A 22,976-nucleotide genomic window follows, 5' to 3' on the forward strand; every position below is an offset into this window, starting at 1 on the left:
GCGCTTTCAATAAAGCCAGGATTTCTTGCAGGAATTTAAACAGTACGAGATGTGAAGACGTTACGGATCGCGGCCGATCCGGTTCGACCGGGCTAAGGCGTGTTCGTTTTTGAAAGACACGATAATGGCGGGTCACACCCCACGCATGGGGCAACATCCTCCAGTAACCCCTGCGTCGTGATGGCCCGATTGATCTTGCCGCCCCGTGTCGCCATCTGACGCGGGCGACAAGAGAGGGAGTGACCGAGATGGACCGTTCTTATGCCGATCGCCTGCGTCTCGATGGACGAGCAGCAGTCGTGACCGGTGCGGCGCGTGGGATCGGGCGGGCAGCGGCGATAGTGCTGGCCAGCGCTGGCGCGGATATTGTGGGTATCGATATTGCGGGCCCCGTCAGTCAGACACTCGAGGTGAACGTGGCAACGCCGGACGACCTGGCTCAAACCGGCGCTTCCGTCAGCGCAATGGGCCGGGCATTTCTTGCTCTGACCGCGGATCAGCGCGACCTCGCCGCTTTACGCCGATGTGCTGACGAGGCGTGCGCACGGTTCGGCGGGATCGATATCCTGTTTGCCAATGCCGGCATCCAGGCATTCAAGCCTCTCCTCGAAATGGCGGACGCTGACTGGCATGACCAGATCGACGTCAATCTCACGGGTACGGCCAATGCAATTCGCGCCTTTGCGCCGGGGATCGTCGCCCATGCCGCGCAACACGGTGGTGGAAGGATCATCGTGTCCTCCTCGACGCAAGGGCGGCACGGAACAAAGTTCGGCGCCGCGTACTCCGCTTCGAAGTGGGGGATCATCGGGTTGATGAAATCCGCCGCTCTCGAACTCGGCGCCCATGGCGTCACCGTCAATGCTGTTATCCCGGGGCTGATCGACACGCCGCTGACACGACATGAAAGCCGCTATGCCCAGGCATTGCAGGAGGCGGGCAAAGTGCCGAGCGGCAATGTTGCCGCGGATGAAGCGAGCGCGCGCGATGGGTTGATTGCGAAGACACCGCTTGGCGTTCCGTGGATTGACCCCGACGATGTCGCTCCAGTGATCGCGTTTCTGGCATCGGACGCGGCCCGGATGATCAGTGGCGCGACATTCGACGTGACGGGTGGGGACAGCGCACATTATCAATAGGTACAACGTGCCGAATGCTTGAAAATGACCTGCCACCTTTTTGGCTGCGCCATTCAGACATTGTATTTGCCCCGACGGTCAGGCCCTGATTCGCCATGACGTTTGAATCAACCGAGAGCAAGATGACGACCGAGGGGTGGACGCAGCCGCGCTGCGCGGTGCGGTCCGCCGCCCGGCAGCGCGCCGGTATCGCCGCTCGCCCCGGATCAGATGCCGCTTGATGCACCGGCCGGGGCGGTTTCGGCGTGGGGTTGGAGCAACGCATCGATCCGGGTCAGCAGCTCGGCGAAGGAGAACGGCTTGATCAGGTAGTCGTCGCCCCCTGCCTGCAGGCCCTGAACCCAATCGGAGAGTTCGCCCTGCCCCGACAGAAACAGGGCTGGAACGGTGCGGCCGGTCGCGCGCACGGCTTTCAGGATGTCCACACCATCGATGTCATCGCCAAGCTGGCGGTCCAGGATGATGAGGCCATGGCTGCCGCCGAGGGCATCGGCCATTCCATCCTTACCGCTGGAGGCCCAACTCACGTCATGTCCAGCCTCGGACAGGGCGGTGACCAGGAAACGACCGACATCGGGATCATCCTCGACGATGAGAATCTGCGTCTTGGTCGTTAAAGCCATAGCGCTGCTCCTTGTGCATCTGAGAGTATATCCGTACCTGACTGCCGGATCCACGAATCGAGCGGCAAATCATGAGCGGCTGTTTACGTGACGACCATGATCCAGGATACCATTTCCTGTATCGTCCCAACAGCATCGTTGCGCGGCCCCCATTAATCACAAGTCGGTCAGCAAGACGACGATTTGCTCGGCGCATCTTTGTGGGCGCGATATCATTCCGGCACGACACGGGACGGCCGCAGTTTTGATCGACACACCCTTCAAACCATCCGGTTGACGGCGGTAGGGCGCGTGCGCGGCGGCGGGGTGTGCACCAACGATCGCATATATCACCGACTGCTGAGCAACCGCGTTGCAAGACCCCAGCGGGCCCGGGACGGTGAATATATTTCGCCAGTACCGGCTAAAAACCGTGTCACTCATTGAAAATGATGGTGCCGACACGCGGGATTGAACCGCGGACCTACTGATTACGAATCAGTTGCTCTACCGCTGAGCTATGTCGGCCACGCGCCCGCTATAGCGAGGCCGGGCCGCCGTCGCAAGCCGGTGCCTCAGGCCGCCGCAACCGCGCTTTCGCCGGACAGGATCTGCTTCAGCGCCCCCACCAGATCATCCATCATCGCCTCGGTATGCTTCGGCCCGGGCGTGAAGCGCAGGCGCTCGGTGCCGGCCGGCACGGTCGGATAATTGATCGGGGTCGCATACATGCCGAACTCACGGATCAGCCGCATCGAAACCTCGGTCGCCCGCGCCGCATTGCCGATCATCAGCGGCACGATATGGCTCTCCGAATGCAGGCGCGGCAGCCCGGCGGCATCGAACTTCGCCTTCAGCATCGTCGCCCGCTCAAACAGCGTATCACGCCGCGCCTGATCGACCTTCAACCGGCGGATCGAGGCGAGCGCCGCGGCCACGGTCGGCGGCGGCAGGGCGGTCGTGAAAATAAACCCCGCCGCGGTCGAACGGATGTAGTCGATCACGCTGGAATCCCCCGCCACATAACCGCCGTGGCAGCCATAGGCCTTCGCCAGCGTGCCCTCGATAATGGTCAGCCGGTGCGCCACACCATCCCGCTCGGAGACGCCGCCGCCATGCGGCCCATACATCCCAACCGCATGCACCTCGTCCAAATACGTGATCGCGTTATATTTGTCGGCCAGATCACAGATCGCCCCGATCGGCGCGATATCGCCATCCATCGAATACACGCTCTCGAACGCGACCATCTTCGGCGCATCGACCGGGGCTGCCGCGAGGAGCCGCTCCAGATCGGCGAGATCATTGTGCTTGAACACATGTACGGTCGAGGTCTTGCCGCCCTTGATGCCGACGATCATCGAATTATGGTTCTGCGCGTCGGAAAACACATGCCAGTCGGGCAGCGCGTTCAATACGGACCCCAGCGTCGCCTGGTTCGACACATAGCCCGAAGTGAACAGCAGCGCCGCGTCCTTGCCATGCAGCGCCGCCAGTTCGGCCTCCAGCGCCACATGGATCGGCGACGAGCCGGCGATATTGCGCGTCCCGCCCGCCCCGGCGCCCATGGTCCGCGCCGCCTCGATCGAAGCCTCGATCACCTCGGGGTCGGTGCCCATCGCCAAATAGTCGTTCGAGGACCAGACCAGAATATCCTCGGTCCTGCCCTCCATCGTCACCCGATAATACGGAAACCGATCCGCCAGTTTTTCCAGCGCGACGAACCGCCGATACCGCCCGGCCGCGCGGATTTCCGCCAGCGCCTTGTCACATTGCGCGATAAACTTGTGGTCGCGGTTCATGTCCTGCTCCTGGCCGCCCCAAAACGCCGGCGCGGTTCGATGTGATATCCTATTGGCCGAAACGGCAACACGATATTGCGCGGATGTCAGGCGGTGCCGTCAAGGGGATATATTCCATTCCGACAGTTTTTTACCGCTGTGCCGATCACATCGGAGCTATGCGCGGCTCAACGGTGCAAGACGCTCATCATTTCGCCCCATTCGCGCTTCGACAACCCCGAACTCGCCTGATCGACCGCCTCGCCCGCCAGCATCCGCCGCAGGATCGCCAGCATCGTCGCGGAAAAACTCACCGCCCCCAGCCGATACTCCTCGAACGCGCGGCAACTCGCCGGCACCCACGCCCGCGTCATCGCCAGCATCGCATCGGCGTAAACCCGGATTTCATACTGCGCATGAGAATCCGCCCGTAGCGACAGGAAATGAAACAGATTATGCAGATCGGTCTTCCAATACCATTGCGTATAGGCATTCAGCGTCAAATTCATCCGTGCCAGCTCGCGCGCGAGCCCCCGCCGGTCCGGGTCCGCCTCGGCCTCGTTCAACATATACTCGTAATGCGAATAATTACGGTCGGCGTCCTCACGCAGCAAAGCCAGCACCGCCGCAGCCTCATCGCCCTCGAGCACATCGCCCCGCCCCTGCCGGTTGCTGGCCGATTGCGCCGCCAGATGCTCCGGCGCCGGGATATAGAACTCCCGGTCCATCACCGAATACCGGGCGGAATACTCGTTCACATTCGCGGTCCGATGCCGGATCCACTGCCGCGCCACGAAAATCGGCAGCTTCACATGAAACTTGATCTCGCACATCTCGAACGGCGTGGAATGCCGATGGCGCATCAAATAGCGGATCAGCCCCTCGTCCTCGCTCACCTTGCGCGTGCCCCGCCCATACGAAACCCGCGCCGCCTGCACCACGGCCGCATCGTCGCCCATGTAATCGATCACGCGCACAAAGCCATGATCGAGCACCGGCACGGGCGTGAACAGCAGCGCCTCCAGCGCGGGCACGGTGGCGCGCCTGGTCGGCGCGTTCTGGTCGCGCGCCGCGGCAATCTCGGCCTGGTCGAATTCGGTGAGGTTCATCGGGGTCCCTTTCGCAGGGCGCTCATATCGCCTATATAGGTCGAGCCGGGCAACCGGCTATGGCGATAAACGGTGCGTGGAATAAGTGTTGTGGACCCGGGGGCAGTACCCGGCGCCTCCACCAAATTCTGGCTTTGGGGCAAACTCCGCCCTCCGAGGCAGATCATGGGGGTGAAACAGGCTCGACACGCACGGTAAAGACCCATCTTTCGCTCGGCATTGTACCGCCGTTATCGGGCTATATCACAAGTGCCAACGATAATTTCGAGGCATTCGCTGTCGCTGCATAAGCGATAAGCGCGGTTCGGGGGGCACCGGGCAACAGAAGCCCCCCACTGTTCCCACATGCAAAGCCTCAATCCGCGCCCGCAACCGCGCATAAAAAAAGGCCGGTCTTTGACCGGCCGGCATCATTCTGATGCAATAAAGAGGCTCCCTAAACTTGGCGGCTGGCACCGCTGAAAATTTTGTAGGTCAGTTGCGACCTGCCGAATTCCCGTAAGCGCCACACCTGATAAATGGCGGATTTTTGACAATCGAGCAAGACCCTTTCGTGTCGTACCGGGGGTATTGAAAGAAAAAATGTATTACAAACGGATATGACCGCGCTAATTTCTGATACATTCGCGTTTCACCCGAACCGGCCGAGCACCGCGAACCCCAGAATCAGCACCCCGAGCAGCACATCGACCGCTACCAACCGGGTCAACCGCCGCACCGCGACGGCCATCGCCAGCGGATCAGCGGCAGACTCGGCGTCGCGCACCAGCAGCACCCCGCCGAACCACGCGATCAGCAGCACGATCGCCATGGCCAGCCCCGCCGTCTGCATCGCATTGATCGCCCAGGGCCATCCCGCCGGCCCGCCATATTGCACCAACGCCAGCCCCCACCCGGACAGCAGCGACACCGGCATGATCATCAGGCACCACCGCAACAGCCGCAAAGCCGGCGGGCCGATCAACAAATACCCCGCCAAAAACCCGGTCCACCCGGCAAATGCCAGCAAATGCACCGCCAGCACCGCCGAAACGGCATCATAATTCATGCCGCCGCGCCCAGCAGCGCCACAACCCGCGCCGCCAGCGCGCCAATTTCGATCCCCGCGACGCTCGCCGGCGCCGATTCCGCCACGCCCAGCCCCTCGGCGAACGCATTGGCATAACCCGCCCGATTACCCAGCGCCTCATCAAGCAGCACCAGCCGCCGCGCCGCGATCTCCGCCTCCAACCGCCGCCGCAGCTTCGATGCCGCGGCCGCCCGGTTGAACACCAGCGCCACCGGGCGCCGCTCCTCCGCCGCCAGTTTCAGCGTCCCCTCCGCCGCCCATAAATCGGGTGGCGTCGGGTTCATCGGGACCAGCACCAGATCCGCCCCCCGGATCGCCCGCCGCGCGTCGGAATCGAGCACCGGCGGCGTATCGATCAGCACGATGTCATGATCGCGCTTCAACCCATCGAGCGCCGCCGCCAACCGCCAGCCTGAAACGGTCTCGACCGTCACAGCCGCCGCCGCCTTCGGGTTCGCCGCCCGCAGCCGTCCCCAGGCGGTCAGCGAGGCCTGCGGATCGATATCCAGCACCGCCACCCGCCGCCCCGGCGCCAACGCCACCGCCAGCTGGGCCGCCAGCATGGTCTTGCCCGCGCCGCCCTTTTGCTGCGCCACCGCGATCACTTTCACCATCCAAGCCTCCGGTTTCGCATTATGCCTAGCAAATCCCGGCGCGCCTGTCCCACATATCCACCATGGAAGCTCTGTTCACCCCCGCCGAAATGACCGAGATCGACCACGCCGCCCCCGCCCACGGTGCCAACGTGCCCGCCCTGATGGAAAATGCCGGCAGCGCGGTCGCCCGCGCCATTCACCGCCGCTACCGACCGTGTCGCGTGCTGGTCCTCGCCGGTCCCGGCAACAATGGCGGCGACGGCTACGTCACCGCCCGCCACCTCGCAGCGCGCGGCTGGCCAGTCGTTGTCGCGCCGGTCGGCACGCCCCGTCCCGGCTCGCCAGCGGCCGACGCCGCAGCGCGATGGCGCGGCCCGCTGGTCGAACCCACGATCGCCCGAGTCGCCGCCGCCGCGCTGGTCATCGATGCGATCTTCGGCGCCGGCCTCGCGCGCGCCATCACGCCGGAGTGCGCTGGCCTGCTCGCCGCCGCCCGCACATTGGTCGCGATCGACATGCCCAGCGGCGTCGATGGCGCAACCGGCGCCTTGCGCGGCAAGGCCGCCCAGGCTGCCCTCACCATCACCTTCGTCGCCCGCAAACCCGGCCATCTGCTGCTGCCAGGCAAGGCGCACTGCGGTATCGTGCTCTGCGCCGACATCGGCATGCCGGCCGGCGCGGTCGCGACCATCACACCCACATTGTGGCGCAATACGCCGGCACTCTGGCAACTCCCCGTCCTCGCCGCCGCCGGCCATAAATTCGACCGTGGCCACCTCACCATCCTCGCCGGCCCGATGTCCGGCGCCGCCATCCTCGCGGCCAACGCCGCCCGCCGCGCCGGCGTCGGCCTGCTCAGCCTCGCCACCGAAACCTCGCTCACCGAAACCTCGCTCACCGATACCCCGCTCACTGGCACCGCGCCGGGCATCATGATCCGCACCGACCCCATCGACACCCTGCTCGCCGATCACCGCCGCCAGGTCTGGCTCTGCGGCCCCGGCCTCGGGATCGACCGGGCGGGTCCGCTGCTCGCGACCCTGATCGCCGCCAACCGCACCATCCTCGCCGACGCCGATGCCCTGACCGCCTGCGCCGATCACCCGGACCGCCTGCACGGCGTGCGCGTGATCACCCCGCACGAGGGCGAATTCAGCCGCGTCTTCCCCCACCTCGCCGGCGATAAACTGTCCCGCGCCCGCGCCGCCGCCACAATCACCGGCGCTATCGTCGTCCTGAAAGGCGAGGATACCGTCATCGCCGCCCCCGATGGCCGCGCCGCGATCAACGACAACGCGCCCCCCAGCCTCGCCACCGCCGGATCGGGCGACACGCTGTCCGGCATCATCGCCGGCCTGCTCACCCAGGGCATGCCGGCATTCGAAGCCGCCTGCGCCGGCGTCTGGCTGCACGGTGCGGCCGCCCACACCCACGGACCCGGCCTGATCGCCGAAGACCTCGCGGAAGCCCTGCCCGCGGTGCTGGCAACCCTGCAAGCCACGAGGAATACGACTTAAGATCGATGGCGTGATGCGATCTGTTAACTTATTATTAGGGAATGGTGATTATACTCATGTTCATGATCGCAGCAGCATCCTTCTCGGCCTTCGCCGCCCCGATCGGGTCGTCGAGCCTCAGCACCCCGCCGATGCGCATGGCACCGGTAAACCCCACCCCGCAATCCAGCGCGCCGCAACCGGCCCCCGCACCCGTCGGCCCCAGCCCGATGCCGCGCGGCTCCCTGCTCAATATGTCGGTCTGATCCGCGTCAATCGAAAGGCGAAAGAGAGTCTTCTCTTTTGTGAACAAAAAAGAAGCAAATAGGTCCACTGACCGAATCCCGTGCCGGTAAAACCGCCCGCAGCCCCGAGTCAAAAAGTTTTTTGCTTCTTTTTTACAAAAAAGAAGCCTTTCCTCCCCCCGACATCCCGCTTGCTTTTACCCGCCATCTCCGTCATCACCATGTCATTCGAACTCCCCCGCGGGAGAGTGTGCTGCCAGGGTAACCAACGCCCACCCGAGCATCACCGCCGAAGGCGCAACCGGCCCCCGGAAACGCTCAGGCACCAGGGACCGCGCGGAAAAACGAATCTCTGGAAAGCCGGCGCCCTGCGCCGCACCGACGGCGTAAGGACCGGGTCAACCCCGATCCGAATCTCTCAGGTTCCGCGACAGAGGGGGGTCAGTCTGGACGGTTCTGCACCCGTCCGCTGCACACGCGGGAGACACGCGACCCTTGGTTGACCACGAACCCCAAACCGTGCCGCTCGATGCCTGGCACCGATCCCACGGCGCCCGCATGGTCGATTTCGCCGGCTATCTGATGCCCGTGCAATACGAGGGCATCATCACCGAGCATCTGCACTGCCGCACCGGCGCCGCCCTGTTCGATGTCTCGCACATGGGCCAGGCCACGCTCGCCGGTCCCGCAGCCGCCGCCGCCCTCGAACGCGTCGTCACCGGCGACATCGCTGCCCTCAAACCCGGCCGCCAGCGCTACACCCTGCTGATGAACCAGGCCGGCGGCATCGTCGACGATCTGATGGTCGCCAATTTCGGCAATCACCTCCTCCTCGTCCTCAACGCCGGCCGCAAACACGCCGATGTCGCGCATATCACCGCCCATCTCCCCACCGGCGTCACCCTCACCCCAGCGTTCGACCGCGCCCTCCTCGCCCTGCAAGGCCCGCAGGCCGCCGCCGTCCTGGCCGAACTCATCCCCGCCACCGCCGCCATGCGCTTCATGGACGCGATCGAAACCACCGCCCTCGGCACCGACCTCACCATCACCCGCTCCGGCTACACCGGCGAGGATGGTTTCGAGATCGGCATGCCCGCCGCCCATGCCGCGGATGTCGCCACCGCCCTGCTGGCCGACCCCCGCGTCAAACCCGCCGGTCTCGGCGCCCGCGACTCGCTCCGGCTCGAAGCCGGCCTGCCGCTTTATGGCAACGATATCGATGAATCCCGTACCCCGATCGCCGCCAACCTCGGCTTCGCCATCGGCAAACGCCGCAAAATGACCTGGGATTTCCTCGGCGGCGCCGCTGTCCGTGCCGCGCACGACAACGGCCCCGCCGAACGCCTGGTCGGCCTGCGCGCCGAAGGCCGCGCCCCGGTCCGCGCCGGAGCCACGCTGCACGATGCCGCCGGCGCCGCCGCCGGCCAGATCACCTCCGGCACCTTCGCCCCCAGCCTCGATGCCCCGATCGCGCTGGGCTACGTCCGCGCCGATCTGGCAACCGACGGCACCGCCCTCACCGCCACGCTGCGCGGCCGCGCCATTGCGCTCCACGTCAGCCCGCTGCCCTTCGTCCCCCACCGCTACGCCCGCTGAAAGGCCCGATCATGACCGAGATCCGCTTCACTAAAGACCATGAATGGGTCAGCCTCGATGGCGACATCGCCACCATCGGCATCACCGATCACGCCCAATCCGCCCTCGGCGACGTCGTCTTCGTCGAACTGCCCGAGCCCGGCCGCTCCGTCGCCGAGGCCGAGGCCTGCGCCGTGGTCGAAAGCGTCAAGGCCGCGTCGGATGTCTATGCCCCGCTCGCCGGCACCATCACCGAACACAACGCCGCCCTCGCCGACGACCCCGCTCTGGTCAACAAGGATGCCGAAGCCGGCGCCTGGTTCTTCAAACTCCGCCTCGCCGACCGGGCCGCGTTCGATGTGCTGCTCACCGCCGATGCCTATCAGGCTTTCGTTCAATCGCTCTGATCGGAGCCCACGCCATGCCCCATGATTTCGCCGCCTTCGATACCATCCTCGCCGCCGATCGCTTCGCCGATCGCCACATCGGCCCCGGCACCGCCGAGCGCGACGCCATGCTGCGCGCCCTCGGCGATGCCTCGATCGAGGCGCTGATCACCCGCACCGTGCCCGGCGCCATCCTCACCCAAAACCCGCTCGACCTCGCGCCACCGTTGACCGAAGGTGAAATCCTCGACGATCTGCGCATCTTCGCCGCAAAAAACCAGGTCAAGCGCAGCCTGATCGGCCTCGGCTATCACGGCACCGTCACGCCGCTGGTCGTGCTGCGCAACGTGCTGGAAAACCCCGGCTGGTACACCGCCTACACCCCCTACCAGGCCGAAATCGCCCAGGGCCGGCTCGAAGCGCTGCTGAATTTCCAGACCATGATGGCCGAACTCGCCGGCATGGCGATCGCCAACGCCTCGCTGCTGGATGAAGCCACCGCCGCCGCCGAAGGCGTCGCCCTCGCCCACGCCGTCCATAAAGGCAAATCCACCACCATCGCCGTCGCGACCGATCTGCACCCGCAAACCCGCGCCGTCATCGCCACCCGCGCCGCCCCGCTCGGCTGGACCCTGACCGACATCGAACCCGATGATATCGCGGCCATCGAACGCGCCGCCCCCTTCGCTCTGGTGCTGCAATATCCCGGCACCACCGGCGGCGTGCGCGATCTCACAACCGAAATCACCGCCGCCCACACCGCAGGCGCGCTCGCCATCGTCGCGGCCGACCCGCTCTCCCTCGCCCTGCTCAAACCGCCCGGCGAAATGGGGGCCGACATCGTGGTCGGCTCGACCCAGCGCTTCGGCGTGCCGATGGGCTTCGGCGGCCCGCACGCCGCCTATTTCGCCACCCGCGACAGTCTGAAACGCCACATGGCCGGCCGCCTGGTCGGCGTCTCGATCGATGCCGCCGGCGCCCCCGCGCTGCGCCTCGCGCTGCAAACCCGCGAACAACACATCCGCCGCGAAAAAGCGACCTCGAACATCTGCACCGCCCAGGTGCTGCTCGCCGTCATCGCCGGCTTCTACGGCGTCTGGCACGGGCCGGACGGCCTCGCGCGCATCGCCACCCGCATCCACCTCGCCGCCCGCATCGTGGCCGGTGCCGCGACCGCCGCCGGCTTCACCCTGCGCCACGATACGTTCTTCGATACGATCGCGCTCGAAACCGGCGCCCAGACCGACGCCCTGATGGCCCGCGCCCTCGCCGCCGGCTTCAACCTGCGCCGGATCGATGCCACCACCATCGGCATCACGCTCGACGAAGCAATCACCCACGCCGAACTCAAATCCCTCACCACCCTGTTCACCACCGGCGCCGAAGCCCTCGCCTCACCGCTCGCCCCGCTCACCCGCCGCAGCGCCTTCATGACCGCACCGGTGTTCCATGCCCATCGCTCGGAACATGCCATGCTGCGCTACCTCAAACGCCTCGAGGACAAGGACATCGCGCTGAACCGCAGCATGATCCCGCTCGGCTCCTGCACCATGAAACTCAACGCGACCGCCGAAATGATCCCGATCACCTGGCGCGCCTTCGCCGACATCCACCCCTTCGCCCCGGCCGATCAGACCGAAGGCTACCGCGCCCTGATCGAAACACTCAGCACCGATCTCGCCCGCATCACCGGCTTTGCCGCCGTCTCGCTGCAACCCAATTCCGGCGCGCAAGGCGAATTCGCCGGCCTGCTCAGCATCCGCGCCTACCACGCCGCCCGCGGCGAAGGCGCGCGCGACATCTGCCTGATCCCCTCATCCGCCCACGGCACCAACCCCGCCTCCGCCACCATGGCCGGCTACCGTGTGGTGGTGATCGGCTGCGACAAGGCCGGCAACATCGACCTCGCCGATCTCGATGCGAAAATCAGCCAGCACGCCGAACACCTCGCCGCGCTGATGATCACCTACCCCTCGACCCATGGCGTATTCGAATCCACCATCCGCACCATCTGCGACCGTGTCCACGCCGCCGGCGGCCAGGTCTATATGGACGGGGCGAACATGAACGCGCAGGTCGGCCTGACCAGCCCCGCCGCGATCGGCGCGGATGTCTGCCACCTCAACCTGCACAAGACCTTCTGCATCCCGCACGGCGGCGGCGGCCCCGGCGTCGGCCCGATCGGCGTCGCCGCCCATCTCGCACCCCATCTGCCCAATCACCCGATGCGCGACGACGCCGGCCCCGCCACCGGCTACGGCCCGATCGCCGCCGCCCCGTTCGGCAGCGCCTCGATCCTGCCGATCCCCTACGCCTATATCCGCATGATGGGGCCTGAAGGCCTGCGCGAAGCCACCTCCATCGCCATCCTCAACGCCAACTACATCGCCCACCGCCTGGCACCCCACTACCCCATCCTCTACACCGGCGCCGGCGGCACCGTCGCCCATGAGTGCATCATCGACTGTCGGGGTTTTCAGGCCACCACCGGCATCCAGGTCGAAGACATCGCCAAACGCCTGCAGGACTACGGGTTCCACGCCCCCACCATGTCCTGGCCGGTGCCCGGCACGCTGATGATCGAACCAACCGAGAGCGAATCCAAAGCCGAGATCGACCGGTTCTGCGACGCGATGATTTCGATCAGCACCGAAATTGCCGCGATCGCCGCCGGCACCATGCCGCGCGACGACAACCCGCTGAAAAACGCGCCCCACACCGCCGCCGAACTCACCGCAACCACCTGGAGCCACAGCTACACCCGCGAACAAGCCGCCTTCCCGCTGCCCTACCTCACCACCACCAAATACTGGCCACCGGTCAAACGCGTTGATAACGTCTACGGCGACCGCAACCTGGTCTGTTCCTGCGCCCCCATGACCGACTACGCCGCCGCCGCCGAATAATCCCCCGGCACGATCGCTCGAAATCGATCATGCCGCGATCCGTCCCACCAGATGCGGCTGACGCAGCAGCGCCAGCCGCAAACGGTCAGGCTGTCTACTGACCACCCAGCGATGACGGATAGGCCGAAGGCGACGGCGTGCCGGTCCACATCTCCTGCATCTCCATCATGGCCTTCGCCATTTCCATATTGGCCTTCGCCATATGGCTCATGGCCATCATTTCCATTTTCGGGCCGATGGCGAATTGCGTGCCGTATGATTGATCGATCTCGTTGATCAATTTCTGGGCCTGGCTGAGCTTTGCATGCATCGCCGTCATCTGCGCCGGCGACAATGCGGGCGGTGCCGCAGCATCGGCACGCGCCAAAAACGATCCGGCCATGACAATTCCGAGAGCAAGAGCGAAACGTGATAGTTTCATGATGAGGTCCTTGATGAGGTCAGCCACGGCCGCAAAACCGGGCCAGACCATGATTTGAATTTTGGTGGTATCGAACGCCGCTCCGCCTCAGGCGCCTGGCGTACACGTCAGAACGACCATGCCCCGATGGTGCGGCACCGGCTGCATGATGCAGGCAATCTTCGTCGTGCCCGCCATACTCGGATGCATCATCATGTCGGTATGGATCACCGTCATCGCCGGCGCGGACATCTGCATTTCCAGGCGAAACGGCTGCGCCGGCGCCATCGGCCCCGGTGAATAGATATGCGTCCCCACCGTGTCAGGAAACGCCGCCCCGCCCTCGGCACCGCCGCCAGCGGCATGGCCAAGCCCGGGCACACCGATGACAGCCGCGAGCAAGCCTGCAGCCATCAATGATTTCAAAGTATTTGTCATGGTATCCTCCTGAGTTTGTCTGTCATATATCGTCGAATAACAAGTATTGATCCGTGTCAGGTCTATCGACTGACAGGCTTTACATGTATCCAGTAACCGACAAAGTCGAGGTATCAATTCGATGCCCAAACGGCATCACCGCCACCCGCCGCGGCCGCAGATGGCCCTATCCGACCCGCGCGCGGCCCTGATACAGATAATTATGGGTCCGTGGTCCGGGCATCCGGTCATGCGCCAAATGCTCGATCCGGAATCCGGCATCGCCGATCAGCGCATCGATCCGCCGATTGATATGGCAGCCCCCGGCCACCAGCCCCCACGGCCGGTCCAGCCGGTCCTGCCAGCGCGCCACGCCGGGTTCGGGCGCGCGGCCGTGCTCGACGAACAGCAGCACCCCGTCCGGTTTCAGCACCCGCCGCGCCTCACGCAGCGCGCGCGCCGCATCGGGAATCGTGCACAGCGTCCAGGTGGTCACCACGGTATCGATGCTGGCATCAGCAACCGGCAAAGCCTCGGCCGATGCCTCGATCAATTCAACCGGCACGATCGCCGAGGCCGCCCGCTCCCGCGCCATGCGCAGCAGCGCGGCCGAGGGATCGCACCCGGTCACCGCGCTCACCCCCGGCCCATACAACGCCAGATTCAACCCCGACCCGATCCCGAGTTCCAGCACCGCCCCCCGCGCATCAGCGATCACCCGGCGGCGAAACGGCAGCAAAACCTCCTGGCGCATCGCGAAATTCAGCACCCGCGGCAGCACCACCCGCTCGTACCAGTTCATCGCGCAGGCACCACGGCGGACACCGCCTCAAGCAAAATCGCCCACCGCTCATGATCGCGCCACGCGCCATCGATGTATAAATACGCAGGCGAATACCCTTCGCGGCGAAACCCCAACCGCTCCACCAGCGCCCGCGAGCGCAGATTGCCCGGCTGGATATTCGCCTCCACCCGGTGCAACCCCACCGCCTCGCGCATATGGATCAACCCGGCCCGCAGGCACAGGCTCATCAACCCCCGCCCGGCAAACGCCGCCATGCCGTAATACCCCAGATAGCACGACAGAAAATTCCCCCGCACGATCTCGCTGAAGTTCAGCACCCCGATCACCGCGCCATCCGGCATCGACCCGAGCATCGAAACGGTGCGCCCCGCCGCCACGCTGGCAAACCACCGATCGAACGACGCCCGATCGACCGGCGGCTGCACCCATGGCGCGTGATAGGCGCGGTTCGCCCGATTCGCCTCGATCACCGCCGCCGCATCGGTCTCGACCATCGGGCGCAAAATCATACCGGCAGCACCACCACAACCCGCAACCCGCCGAGCGGGCTGTCATCGAGCCTGATATCCCCGCCGTGCGCCGCAATGATATCGCGCGCAATCGCCAGCCCCAACCCGGTCCCCGCCGCGCTGCCGCTCTCGAACGGGCGAAATACCTCCTCACGCCGCTCGACCGGAATGCCCGGCCCATCGTCATCGATCAGCACGCGCACACTGCGCTCGCCCTCCGGCAGCGCCGCAAACTCGATCCGCCTGGCGTGCCGCGCCGCATTGTCGAGCAGATTGGCCAGCGCCCGGCGCATCGCCTCAGGCCGCAGCGTAATGCTCGGCAGCGGCGCGATATTCAGCGCAATCACCGCCCCGCCGCGCGCCGCCCGCGCCGTGATCTCCTCGATCAGCACGGCAAGATCGGTCACCTGCGCCTGTTCCGTCCCCTCACCGCGCGCGAACGCCAGATAAAGCCCGATCAACCGCTCCATCTCATCGATGTCGCTGGTCATGCCGTCGATATCCGAGGTCTCGCCCGGCAGCATCGCAATCGCCAGCCGCAACCGCGTCAGCGGCGTGCGCAGATCATGCGAAACCCCGGCCAGCATCGCGGTCCGCTGCGCCAGAAACCGCCGCACCCGATCCTGCATCCGGTTGAACGCCGCCCCCGCGCGCCGCACCTCGGTCGCGCCTTCCGGCCGGATCGGCCCGGTATCGCGCCCCATGCCGAACGCCTCGGCCGCCAGCGCCAGCCGGCGAATCCCCCGCACCTGATTGCGCAGAAACAAAATCGCCAGACTGAGCAAAATCAACGTGGTGCCGCCCAGCCAGGCGAAAAAAATGTAAAGCTCGCCGATATACAACCGCTTGCGCGGCACATCGATCGTCAGCACCCCGTCCGACACCTGAATATCCACCCGCACCATCCCCGGCGGCCCATGCCAGACCAGCACGAACGGCCGCCCCAACCCGACCGACAGCGCAGACGCCAAATCGGTATCGACCGGCCCGAACACATGCGGCAAACGCCGCGGCGTCAACTTCCGCCCCGGATGAAAATGAAACGCGAACTCGAACCGATACGCCGCATTGGCAAAAATCTGCGACCGCGCATCGGGAAACGCATCCGCCTGATCCAGCACGAACGCAATCTCACCCGCCACACCCCCCGCCAATCGGCGCGACAGCGTATCGAGATGACTGCCATAAAATATCTGAAGCGCCACGCCCTCCAGCAGGATCAGCGGCAGCACCACGATCAGCAAGGTGCGGCCGAACAGGCTGCGCGGCAAAATCTTGCGCAGCGCGCGGTCGGGTTCGAGACCGTGCGGGACTAGTCTCATGCAGAAGAATTCAGGGAAGGAAGCACTTCTTTTTTGTAAAAAAGAAGCAAAAAACTTTCCCTAATTTGATGCACGGGCGCTTCCAACAGCACAGCCCCAGCGAATAAAAGTTTTTTTGCTTCTTTTTTTACAAAAAAAGAAGACCTACCCTCACCCCACCCCGTCATGGCCCCGGCTTTAAAATATAACCCCGCCCCCGCACCGTCTGCAAATACCGCGGCTCCCGCGGGTCCGCCTCGATCTTGCGCCGCAACCGCGTCACCTGCACATCGATCGCGCGTTCCCCCGCCTCGTCCATCCCCAAAATCTGCGCCAACCCCTCGCGGGACAAAACCTCATTAGCCCGCGACGCCAGCACACCAAGCAAACTCGCCTCGCCCCCGGTCAGCCGGATCGGCCCGCGCTCGGTGATCAACTCGCCGCGATCCGGATCGAAACTGGCCCGCCCCAGCTGCACCGGGCCGGACGATGCCACCGGCGTGGTCGTCCGCCGCAGCATCGCCCTTATCCGCAGCAGCAATTCCCGCGGATCGAACGGCTTGCCCAGATAATCATCCGCCCCCGCCTCGAACCCGGCAATCCGGTCCTCCGGCGCGCCGCGCGCCGTCAGCAGCAAAATCGGCAAGGTCGGCGCCCGCTCCGCCCGTAGCGATTCCGTCAGCGCCAGCCCGGATTCCTCCGGCATCATCACATCCAGCACCAGCATATCCGGATCGACAATCCGCAACGTCTCCCGCGCCGCCGCCGCACTCTCCGCCGTCGTCACCCGAAACCCGTTCTCGATCAGATAGCGCGACATCAACCCCCGCAGCCGCGCATCGTCATCGACCAGCAGAATATGCGCCGCCGTGCCGTTCATCGCCGCACCCCGCTCAACGCTTCGGCGCGCGCGCCGCCTCGGCCCGATCGAGCCACTGCCGCGCCTCCTCCTTCATCATGCCCCGCAACACCTTGCGAAACCCCTCCACCGCCGGCCCGCCCGCCTCACGAAACGCCGTCGTCAACCGCTCATGCTGCAATTCGAACAACCGCCGCTCCAGCGCCGCCCCGCTCGGCGTCAACGACAGCAGCCGCTGCCGCCGATCCGTCCGCCCCGGCGTCTGCTGCACATACCCCTGCCGGATCAGCGGCCCCAGCACCCGTGCCAGGCTCTGCTTCGCAATCCCCAGAATATGCAGCAACTCCCCCACCGGCAGCCCGGGGTTGCGCGCAATGAAATGCAACGTCCGATGATGCGCCCGCCCGAACCCCATCTCCGCCAGCATCGCATCCGCCGTCGCCACCAGATCGCGATTGGCGAAAAAAATCATGTCCTGCGCCAGACGGATCTCGTCCTCGCGTAAAAACAAAAGTCCGGCCGTCGGCCCAGTCTGATTTAGTTTGTCATGCATGGCTGGCTCAGCAATACTGGTATGGGTGCTATGTGATAAGACAGGATCACTCCCTATTTAGAATTCGAATGTGGCGCAACCATGACTTTCCCGCCCCAACCCAACCCCCGCCCCACCCGATCCCCCTTGGCTGCCACGCGCCACCTCTCTAAAGATAATCCCGAACGTCCAGCCAGCCCCAGCCGGCTGCGGCCTACCATGAGGGGAACGTGACCAATGAGCCTGATACCATTCGACGACCGGGACGGCATGATCTGGTGGGACGGCGCCCTGCGCCCCTGGCGCGAAGCCAATCTCCACGTCCTCTCCCACGGCCTGCACTACGCCTCCGCCGTGTTCGAAGGCGAACGCGCCTACGCCGGCAACATCTTCCGCCTGCGCGACCACACCAACCGCCTGATCCAGTCCGGCAAGCTGCTCGGCTTCGACATTCCCTACACCGCCGATGAAATCGACGCCGCCTGCAACCAGGTCCTCGAAGTCAACGGCTTCACCGATGCCTATATACGCCCCCTCGCCTGGCGCGGCTCCGAACAACTCTCGGTCTCCGCCCAACAAACCAAAATCCACCTCGCCATCGCCGCCTGGGCCTGGCCCAACCTGTTCGGCGCCGATCGCATGAAGGGCGTCACCCTCGGCATGGCGAAATGGCGCCGCCCCGACCCGCGCACCGCCCCCACCGCCTCCAAAGCCGCCGGCCTCTACATGATCGGCACCCTCTCCAAACACGCCGCCGAAGCCGAAGGCTTCAACGACGCCCTGATGCTCACCCTCGATGGCCACGTCGCCGAAGCCACCGGTGCCAACATCTTCTTCTTGATCGACGGCGCCCTGCACACCCCCACGCCCGACAGCTTCCTCGATGGCATCACCCGCCGCACCGTCATGGCCCTCGCCCGCGCCCGCCAAATCCCCGTGCACGAACGCCTCATCATGCCCGAGGAAATGGCCCAGGCAACCGAGGTCTTCCTCGCCGGCACCGCCGCCGAAGTCACCCCCGTCCGCCAGATCGGCGACCTGCACTTCACCCCCGGCGCACTCACCCGCACCCTGATCGACGATTACGACGCCCTGGTCCGCATGTCCCCGGCCGAGGTCGCCAAGCGCGCCGCGTGAGCGTCCCGCGCTTCACCGATCACGCGGCAAACGAGCGGACCTTCCTCGCCTGGGTCCGCACCGCCATCGCCGTCATGGCGTTCGGCTTCCTGGTCGAACGCTTTGACATATTCCTGAAAATCGCCGGCAAATCCCTCGGCAAAACCTTCACCATGTCCGGCCAGGTCGCCGGCAGCCTCGTCGGCCTCGCCCTGATCATCGCCGGCGCCGCCATGGTCGCCGCCTCGATGCTCCGCTTCGTCAAAAACCGCGCCGACATCATCGACGATGAAACCCACCCCGCCGAAAACGACCGCCTCGACCTCATCCTCGCCGGCCTGATCGTCATCCTCGGCATCGGCCTCGCGATCTATCTGGGGATCACGATGCTGCAAGGAAGCAAGTAGCGCTTTTTTGAAAAAAAGCGCGCAAAAAACTTTCCGACTCTTTATGAGCCCCCGTAGGGTGGGGTGCCCTTCCGCACCCCACCACCTTCACCCCACATCACCCCTCCGATTTCTCACCAAACTCACCACCCATCTCCCCCAAACCACCCCAATCGGCCGGATAATCCCCGCGTGCCACAGCCCGCCGAAACGATGAGAACGGCCAATCCCAAGCATTCCCGACCAACCCATGCTTGACCGGATTGAAATGAACATAATCGACGTGACGCCTGAAATCAGCCTCATCACGGATCGCGTGCTCCCAAAACCGGCGCTGCCAGATACCGCGTTCGCCCTTCGCAATCCGCGAGGCGGATCTGCTCTCACCTCTCCCAACCCTCGCCGAGAATCCGCGCTTGATAAGACTCCACCGCCCCGAAAAATCAGCATCACCATCCGGCAATGTCCATACCGCATGCAAATGCTCAGGCAACACAACCCATGCATCGATCGTGAACGGATAAAGCGCGCGCACCCGTGAAACAGAAGCGCGCAGCGCGGCAACCTCCCTCACCAACAGATCGCCGCGCCGATCCACCAAGGCAACAGTGAAGAAATACGTCCCGCCGTCGACGTAATGTCGCCGATATTGTGGCATCCTTTCACCATCTGATTTCACCGTCGCCATTATGGCCCCGAAAGGATGGCGTACGAAAGAGCATCTCACCCCGCGCTTGCTGGTCCCGAAATTGTTGAACAACACGTGGTGGACTGCTTACGGCGGACGAACACGGATATTGGACCTTCGCCATATGGCAAGAGTTGGCCGGGAGCTGCCTGACGGCTTCGGGAGCAAAGATGTAGGTAAGCGGAGATTGGTGGCAGGTAGTTGAGCTGGCGGGTTTCGACCCAAGTCGGGCGTTGGCTGGCTCGGGACGTAATCTCAGGAGCGGTCATTCCGTGTCGGCCAGTATTAACGACAACGCGCCCTTCCTAGTCATCTATGGCGGTTCGTCGGCACCAGCAAAAGCAGACCCGTCATCCAAGCCGCTGGATGGCGGAAATGGGGTGGTGAACTGCCTGTCCGCTACCTGGGTCGGCCAAGGTAGCCGGACGCACGCCTCAACAACATGGTGGGCCGTAAACAGCCTAACCGCCTAAAGACGACTTCGCGATGATGCTTAGATGAAATCACGAAGATGCATCGACTGCTAACGATAGAAATTATAGCTTCAGACGCATTGAAAGCGATCGTTTAAACTCTCCTCATATTCAGCCACAATTCATCATCGCAGTTAGACTGAAGTTCCCAAATCCGGGCCATTCGGCGTGTGTGCCGCCGTCTGGGGATGAAGACATCGCCATGGTCTCCAGGTATTTTCAGAATGAGATCATGGTGCTGCATATACGACAACACATCCTGTGCGGCGACGGTATCCCAATAATTCTCTGCGCCACGCAAAAGGGCTTGCTCCTGTCTTCCCGCTCCAGGCTGAAAAAACAATTTCTTGATAAGAGCAAGGAGTGTTTTTTGTGAATTTGGAAGATTTAGTTCGCTGATCCTGGAAATCGTGAGAGCCGCTTGAAATCGTTCGATATGACAATTTTGGAAAACATCCGGAAGTTTGTCGGTGCTACCTACCCCCTTTAATGACCCAATAACGCAGTCTCGAACATCCACGTTGTGAAATCTGGCAGCTTCAATAGTAACTTCATCGATTTCGATTCCAGAGAGGTGCAGATTTTTAAGCTCTGTTTCTACGAACTCCAGGTAGGGAATCTTTCCGTCTGAAACGCTCAATCCTTGAAAGTCACAAATTTCATTGCTTTGCATTATTTTAAGGGCGATGTAATCACATGCGACCTGATAGTTGCCGTGATTGATGCATAGTCGAACGAATTTTTCCGGCTCAACCCCGCACTTGATGCGGTTTCCAAAGACGCGAACGCCGAACCTCTCTAGCGGCTGAAGCCATTTGCTTTGAGCAACTTTCCTATCCGAGCGAGCAAATGAATTCGCCTCTGACATACCTCTAAGACCGTCCTTAGCGTACGGATCAATAAATATTCGATCCGAGCTTCCGGAACCAACACGTCCGAGATATGGTAGGCGCTGAAGCATCGCTGCCGACTCGTCAATTGGCGCATATGTCGTAACGTCAAAAAATGCCTGATTGATCTCGATCGTCGAAATTCGTTCATTATCGGCGGGCTTTGACCTCGTATGTCGTGCCAATTCGAGGAGAACGCCCTTGAGAGGTTCTTTTGTGATAGCTGGGTTTATTCGTGTCTCTCGAGCACAAATACTATCAAACACGCTCTCAAAGAATTCTACTTCGCCTGAAGCTCGTGTTGCGAGCTCTTCAACCTCGGCGTTGTCAAGTCTTGCCAAAAGCTGACAAATCAAAGGTTTTCGCGGCATCCACTCGGGAATTATCGCGAGGGCCGTGTTTTCTCGAATGTAATCATTTGCCTCGCTCTCCGTAAATTCGTCTGGGCATCGCAAAATCACGAGGTCATGTAATGGAATGCCAATGCACTCCGCCATCTCCTCGTCAGAGCCGAAATAATGTTCCCTACCTGTTAGGAGGATGCCGGCAGAGGGGCAATTTTCAACAAGATCGCGCACTCCTTCGAGACTCTTTTTCCGAATCTCATTGAGTCGAGCCGGATCACCCGACCACGACTGAGAGCCGATCTCATCAAATCCGTCCAATAGCAAGACATGATTGCCACGGCGCAAGCTGCGAACGATTGTGTCTTGAAAATAGCCCAGACCAAGGGCATCGAGATGGTTTGCGATAATATGATTGAAACGACGATAGCCCCAGTTGTCTCGCAGGTTGATGGCAACGGGTACGAATACTTGGCTCCTAGTAGCCAATTTCTCGAAAACCTGCATGAGACATCGAGACTTCCCGGTGCCGAATTCACCCATAAGAATGAGTTTTTTGTTTTGTATTAAAAGATCGGCTATGTCGGAGTCGCTGAATTTATGGCCTGAGCTGTCGACGTACGAAATCGGTGTATAAGATTTCCGGTCGACACTTCCTGTATCAGGATCAACCGCACTACCGAACGGCGCCGAGCGCCGCTCATTTACGTATTCTCGAGCGGCAATGAATTTAGAGGCGAACGATTGTAGATCGTATACTTCAACATTACACGCGGCGCCGGTTTCAACGAGTGACGAGGGGTCGCCGGTCGTCACGAAATAGCATTCGGCGAAAATTTGGCGCGCCATAAGTCCCATTCGTACCGCAGCAAGCTTGGTTACATCGTCCCGAATTTTGTTGAGATCATCTCGCTTCGAGACCTCAAGCAGTATCCAATAGTTTGGTTTAATTTTAAGGATTACGTCGCACTTGATTCCCCCCTCTGTCTTAGGAGCAGCCGGCGCCGCCCAAACAGACTCGGCTATACGCCGAACCTCCGCTTCGACTTCCTGCCAAGTCATAAGAAATCCCCTGTTTTGCTATCCATCGCTGAGAGCCGGACCGAAAAAGATAGTTGAGCGATTTCAGTATTTTGTGATTCAGTTCGTTTGCAAGGACGAACGGAGACACGATGGCCTGGACTGAAATCGCTCGGCAACGATATTGCCGGGCCGGATTACGCTATGCAAGCGACCTCACCGATGCCGAATGGGCCCTGATCGAACCGTTCATGCCGACACCGTCGCATCGGGGTCGGCCCCGAACGGTGGCGTTGCGAACGATTGTGGAGGCGATCTTTTACATGTTGGCG

Annotated in this window: 24 protein-coding genes, 1 tRNA gene, 1 other RNA gene and 1 riboswitch; of the genes, 9 read left to right on the forward strand and 17 right to left on the reverse strand. The window is 63.1% G+C overall.

From position 1 onward, the window contains the following. The first annotated feature begins 248 nt into the window (after positions 1-248). On the forward strand, positions 249-1,139 hold the full coding sequence (locus tag BW994_RS08260; protein ID WP_029313361.1) for an SDR family NAD(P)-dependent oxidoreductase: 891 nt from the start codon (positions 249-251) through the stop codon (positions 1,137-1,139). 206 nt (positions 1,140-1,345) lie between these two features. Here BW994_RS08260 and BW994_RS08265 read toward each other — a convergent pair whose 3' ends face one another. From BW994_RS08265 to thyX, 4 genes are all read right to left on the reverse strand, one after another. Further along, entirely contained in the window at positions 1,346-1,762 is a 417-nt protein-coding gene (locus BW994_RS08265; RefSeq protein ID WP_051657581.1) for a response regulator transcription factor, read from the reverse strand. A gap of 432 nt (positions 1,763-2,194) precedes the next feature. Next, positions 2,195-2,269, reverse strand: a tRNA-Thr gene (locus tag BW994_RS08270). Positions 2,270-2,316: 47 nt separating this feature from the next. Then, complete coding sequence (gene hemA, locus BW994_RS08275) at positions 2,317-3,543, reverse strand: 5-aminolevulinate synthase (RefSeq protein WP_029313365.1); 1,227 nt, start codon at positions 3,541-3,543, stop codon at positions 2,317-2,319. Positions 3,544-3,710: 167 nt separating this feature from the next. Further along, positions 3,711-4,631, reverse strand: coding sequence for an FAD-dependent thymidylate synthase (gene thyX / locus BW994_RS08280; protein WP_029313366.1), 921 nt, complete (start codon positions 4,629-4,631; stop codon positions 3,711-3,713). Positions 4,632-4,636: 5 nt separating this feature from the next. Here thyX and ssrA point away from each other — a divergent pair. Beyond that, positions 4,637-4,968, forward strand: a transfer-messenger RNA (tmRNA) gene (gene ssrA / locus BW994_RS08285). 294 nt (positions 4,969-5,262) lie between these two features. Here the strand turns inward: ssrA and BW994_RS08290 are convergent. Both BW994_RS08290 and BW994_RS08295 read right to left on the reverse strand, forming a co-directional pair. Then, positions 5,263-5,679 carry a hypothetical protein gene (locus BW994_RS08290; RefSeq protein ID WP_029313368.1) on the reverse strand — a complete coding sequence of 139 codons (417 nt, stop codon included), beginning with the start codon at positions 5,677-5,679 and terminating at the stop codon, positions 5,263-5,265. Next, positions 5,676-6,314, reverse strand: coding sequence for a ParA family protein (locus BW994_RS08295; protein WP_029313370.1), 639 nt, complete (start codon positions 6,312-6,314; stop codon positions 5,676-5,678). Before BW994_RS08295 ends, BW994_RS08290 begins: the two co-directional genes overlap by 4 nt. Positions 6,315-6,376: 62 nt before the next feature. Here BW994_RS08295 and BW994_RS08300 point away from each other — a divergent pair, with 62 nt between their 5' ends. Beyond that, positions 6,377-7,813: a bifunctional ADP-dependent NAD(P)H-hydrate dehydratase/NAD(P)H-hydrate epimerase gene (locus BW994_RS08300; RefSeq protein ID WP_035230221.1), complete on the forward strand. Its 1,437-nt coding sequence runs from the start codon at positions 6,377-6,379 to the stop codon at positions 7,811-7,813. Positions 7,814-7,847: 34 nt separating this feature from the next. Here the strand turns inward: BW994_RS08300 and BW994_RS08305 are convergent, their stop codons facing one another. After that, the gene (locus BW994_RS08305; protein ID WP_139334035.1) at positions 7,848-8,045 is read right to left on the reverse strand and encodes a hypothetical protein; all 198 of its coding nucleotides are present in this window, start codon (positions 8,043-8,045) and stop codon (positions 7,848-7,850) included. Positions 8,046-8,379: 334 nt separating this feature from the next. Continuing rightward, positions 8,380-8,481: riboswitch (glycine riboswitch) on the forward strand. Positions 8,482-8,532: 51 nt separating this feature from the next. Between BW994_RS08305 and gcvT the strand changes: the two genes are divergently transcribed. Genes gcvT through gcvP form a run of 3 tightly spaced genes read left to right on the forward strand, consistent with a single transcriptional unit; the run spans position 8,533 to position 12,904 of the window. Continuing rightward, entirely contained in the window at positions 8,533-9,633 is a 1,101-nt protein-coding gene (gene gcvT / locus BW994_RS08310; protein WP_029313374.1) for a glycine cleavage system aminomethyltransferase GcvT, read from the forward strand. Positions 9,634-9,644: 11 nt separating this feature from the next. Continuing rightward, positions 9,645-10,019: a glycine cleavage system protein GcvH gene (gcvH, locus tag BW994_RS08315; protein WP_029313375.1), complete on the forward strand. Its 375-nt coding sequence runs from the start codon at positions 9,645-9,647 to the stop codon at positions 10,017-10,019. Between the two features lie 14 nt (positions 10,020-10,033). Next, positions 10,034-12,904, forward strand: coding sequence for an aminomethyl-transferring glycine dehydrogenase (gene gcvP / locus BW994_RS08320; RefSeq protein ID WP_029313377.1), 2,871 nt, complete (start codon positions 10,034-10,036; stop codon positions 12,902-12,904). A 94-nt stretch (positions 12,905-12,998) separates the two neighbouring features. On the opposite strand, the gene BW994_RS08325 is transcribed toward gcvP, so the two are convergent. From BW994_RS08325 to BW994_RS08355, 8 genes are all read right to left on the reverse strand, one after another. Then, positions 12,999-13,325: a hypothetical protein gene (locus tag BW994_RS08325; RefSeq protein ID WP_076454473.1), complete on the reverse strand. Its 327-nt coding sequence runs from the start codon at positions 13,323-13,325 to the stop codon at positions 12,999-13,001. A gap of 87 nt (positions 13,326-13,412) precedes the next feature. Then, a complete protein-coding gene (locus BW994_RS08330; protein ID WP_139334036.1) occupies positions 13,413-13,742 on the reverse strand; it encodes a hypothetical protein in 330 nt (109 codons plus the stop codon). A gap of 166 nt (positions 13,743-13,908) precedes the next feature. After that, on the reverse strand, positions 13,909-14,523 hold the full coding sequence (locus BW994_RS08335; RefSeq protein ID WP_029313382.1) for a class I SAM-dependent methyltransferase: 615 nt from the start codon (positions 14,521-14,523) through the stop codon (positions 13,909-13,911). After that, positions 14,520-15,035 carry a GNAT family N-acetyltransferase gene (locus tag BW994_RS08340; protein WP_029313383.1) on the reverse strand — a complete coding sequence of 172 codons (516 nt, stop codon included), beginning with the start codon at positions 15,033-15,035 and terminating at the stop codon, positions 14,520-14,522. Before BW994_RS08340 ends, BW994_RS08335 begins: the two co-directional genes overlap by 4 nt. Next, on the reverse strand, positions 15,032-16,357 hold the full coding sequence (locus tag BW994_RS08345; RefSeq protein ID WP_029313384.1) for an ATP-binding protein: 1,326 nt from the start codon (positions 16,355-16,357) through the stop codon (positions 15,032-15,034). The genes BW994_RS08340 and BW994_RS08345 overlap by 4 nt, the downstream gene beginning before the upstream one ends. Further along, on the reverse strand, positions 16,354-16,524 hold the full coding sequence (locus tag BW994_RS19935) for a hypothetical protein (RefSeq protein WP_217696448.1): 171 nt from the start codon (positions 16,522-16,524) through the stop codon (positions 16,354-16,356). The genes BW994_RS08345 and BW994_RS19935 overlap by 4 nt, the downstream gene beginning before the upstream one ends. Further along, complete coding sequence (locus tag BW994_RS08350; protein ID WP_029313385.1) at positions 16,521-17,216, reverse strand: response regulator; 696 nt, start codon at positions 17,214-17,216, stop codon at positions 16,521-16,523. Before BW994_RS08350 ends, BW994_RS19935 begins: the two co-directional genes overlap by 4 nt. Positions 17,217-17,229: 13 nt before the next feature. After that, positions 17,230-17,748, reverse strand: a complete 519-nt coding sequence (locus tag BW994_RS08355; protein WP_029313386.1) for a MarR family winged helix-turn-helix transcriptional regulator — start codon at positions 17,746-17,748, stop codon at positions 17,230-17,232. A 216-nt stretch (positions 17,749-17,964) separates the two neighbouring features. On the opposite strand from BW994_RS08355, the gene BW994_RS08360 reads away from it, so the two are divergent. Further along, a complete protein-coding gene (locus BW994_RS08360) occupies positions 17,965-18,864 on the forward strand; it encodes a branched-chain amino acid aminotransferase (protein WP_029313387.1) in 900 nt (299 codons plus the stop codon). Continuing rightward, positions 18,861-19,250, forward strand: coding sequence for a YidH family protein (locus BW994_RS08365; RefSeq protein ID WP_029313388.1), 390 nt, complete (start codon positions 18,861-18,863; stop codon positions 19,248-19,250). Before BW994_RS08360 ends, BW994_RS08365 begins: the two co-directional genes overlap by 4 nt. Positions 19,251-19,347: 97 nt before the next feature. Here the strand turns inward: BW994_RS08365 and BW994_RS08370 are convergent, their stop codons facing one another. After that, a complete protein-coding gene (locus tag BW994_RS08370; protein ID WP_281174457.1) occupies positions 19,348-19,917 on the reverse strand; it encodes an REP-associated tyrosine transposase in 570 nt (189 codons plus the stop codon). Positions 19,918-20,484: 567 nt separating this feature from the next. Then, positions 20,485-22,686, reverse strand: a complete 2,202-nt coding sequence (locus tag BW994_RS08375) for an NACHT domain-containing protein (RefSeq protein WP_076454458.1) — start codon at positions 22,684-22,686, stop codon at positions 20,485-20,487. A gap of 110 nt (positions 22,687-22,796) precedes the next feature. Here BW994_RS08375 and BW994_RS08380 point away from each other — a divergent pair. Beyond that, positions 22,797-22,976, forward strand: a 180-nt coding sequence (locus BW994_RS08380) for a transposase (protein ID WP_139334037.1), incomplete at its 3' end; no start/stop codon positions are given.

Origin of the sequence: Acidiphilium rubrum (genome assembly GCF_900156265.1) — a bacterium.
GTDB classification, from domain to species: domain Bacteria; phylum Pseudomonadota; class Alphaproteobacteria; order Acetobacterales; family Acetobacteraceae; genus Acidiphilium; species Acidiphilium rubrum.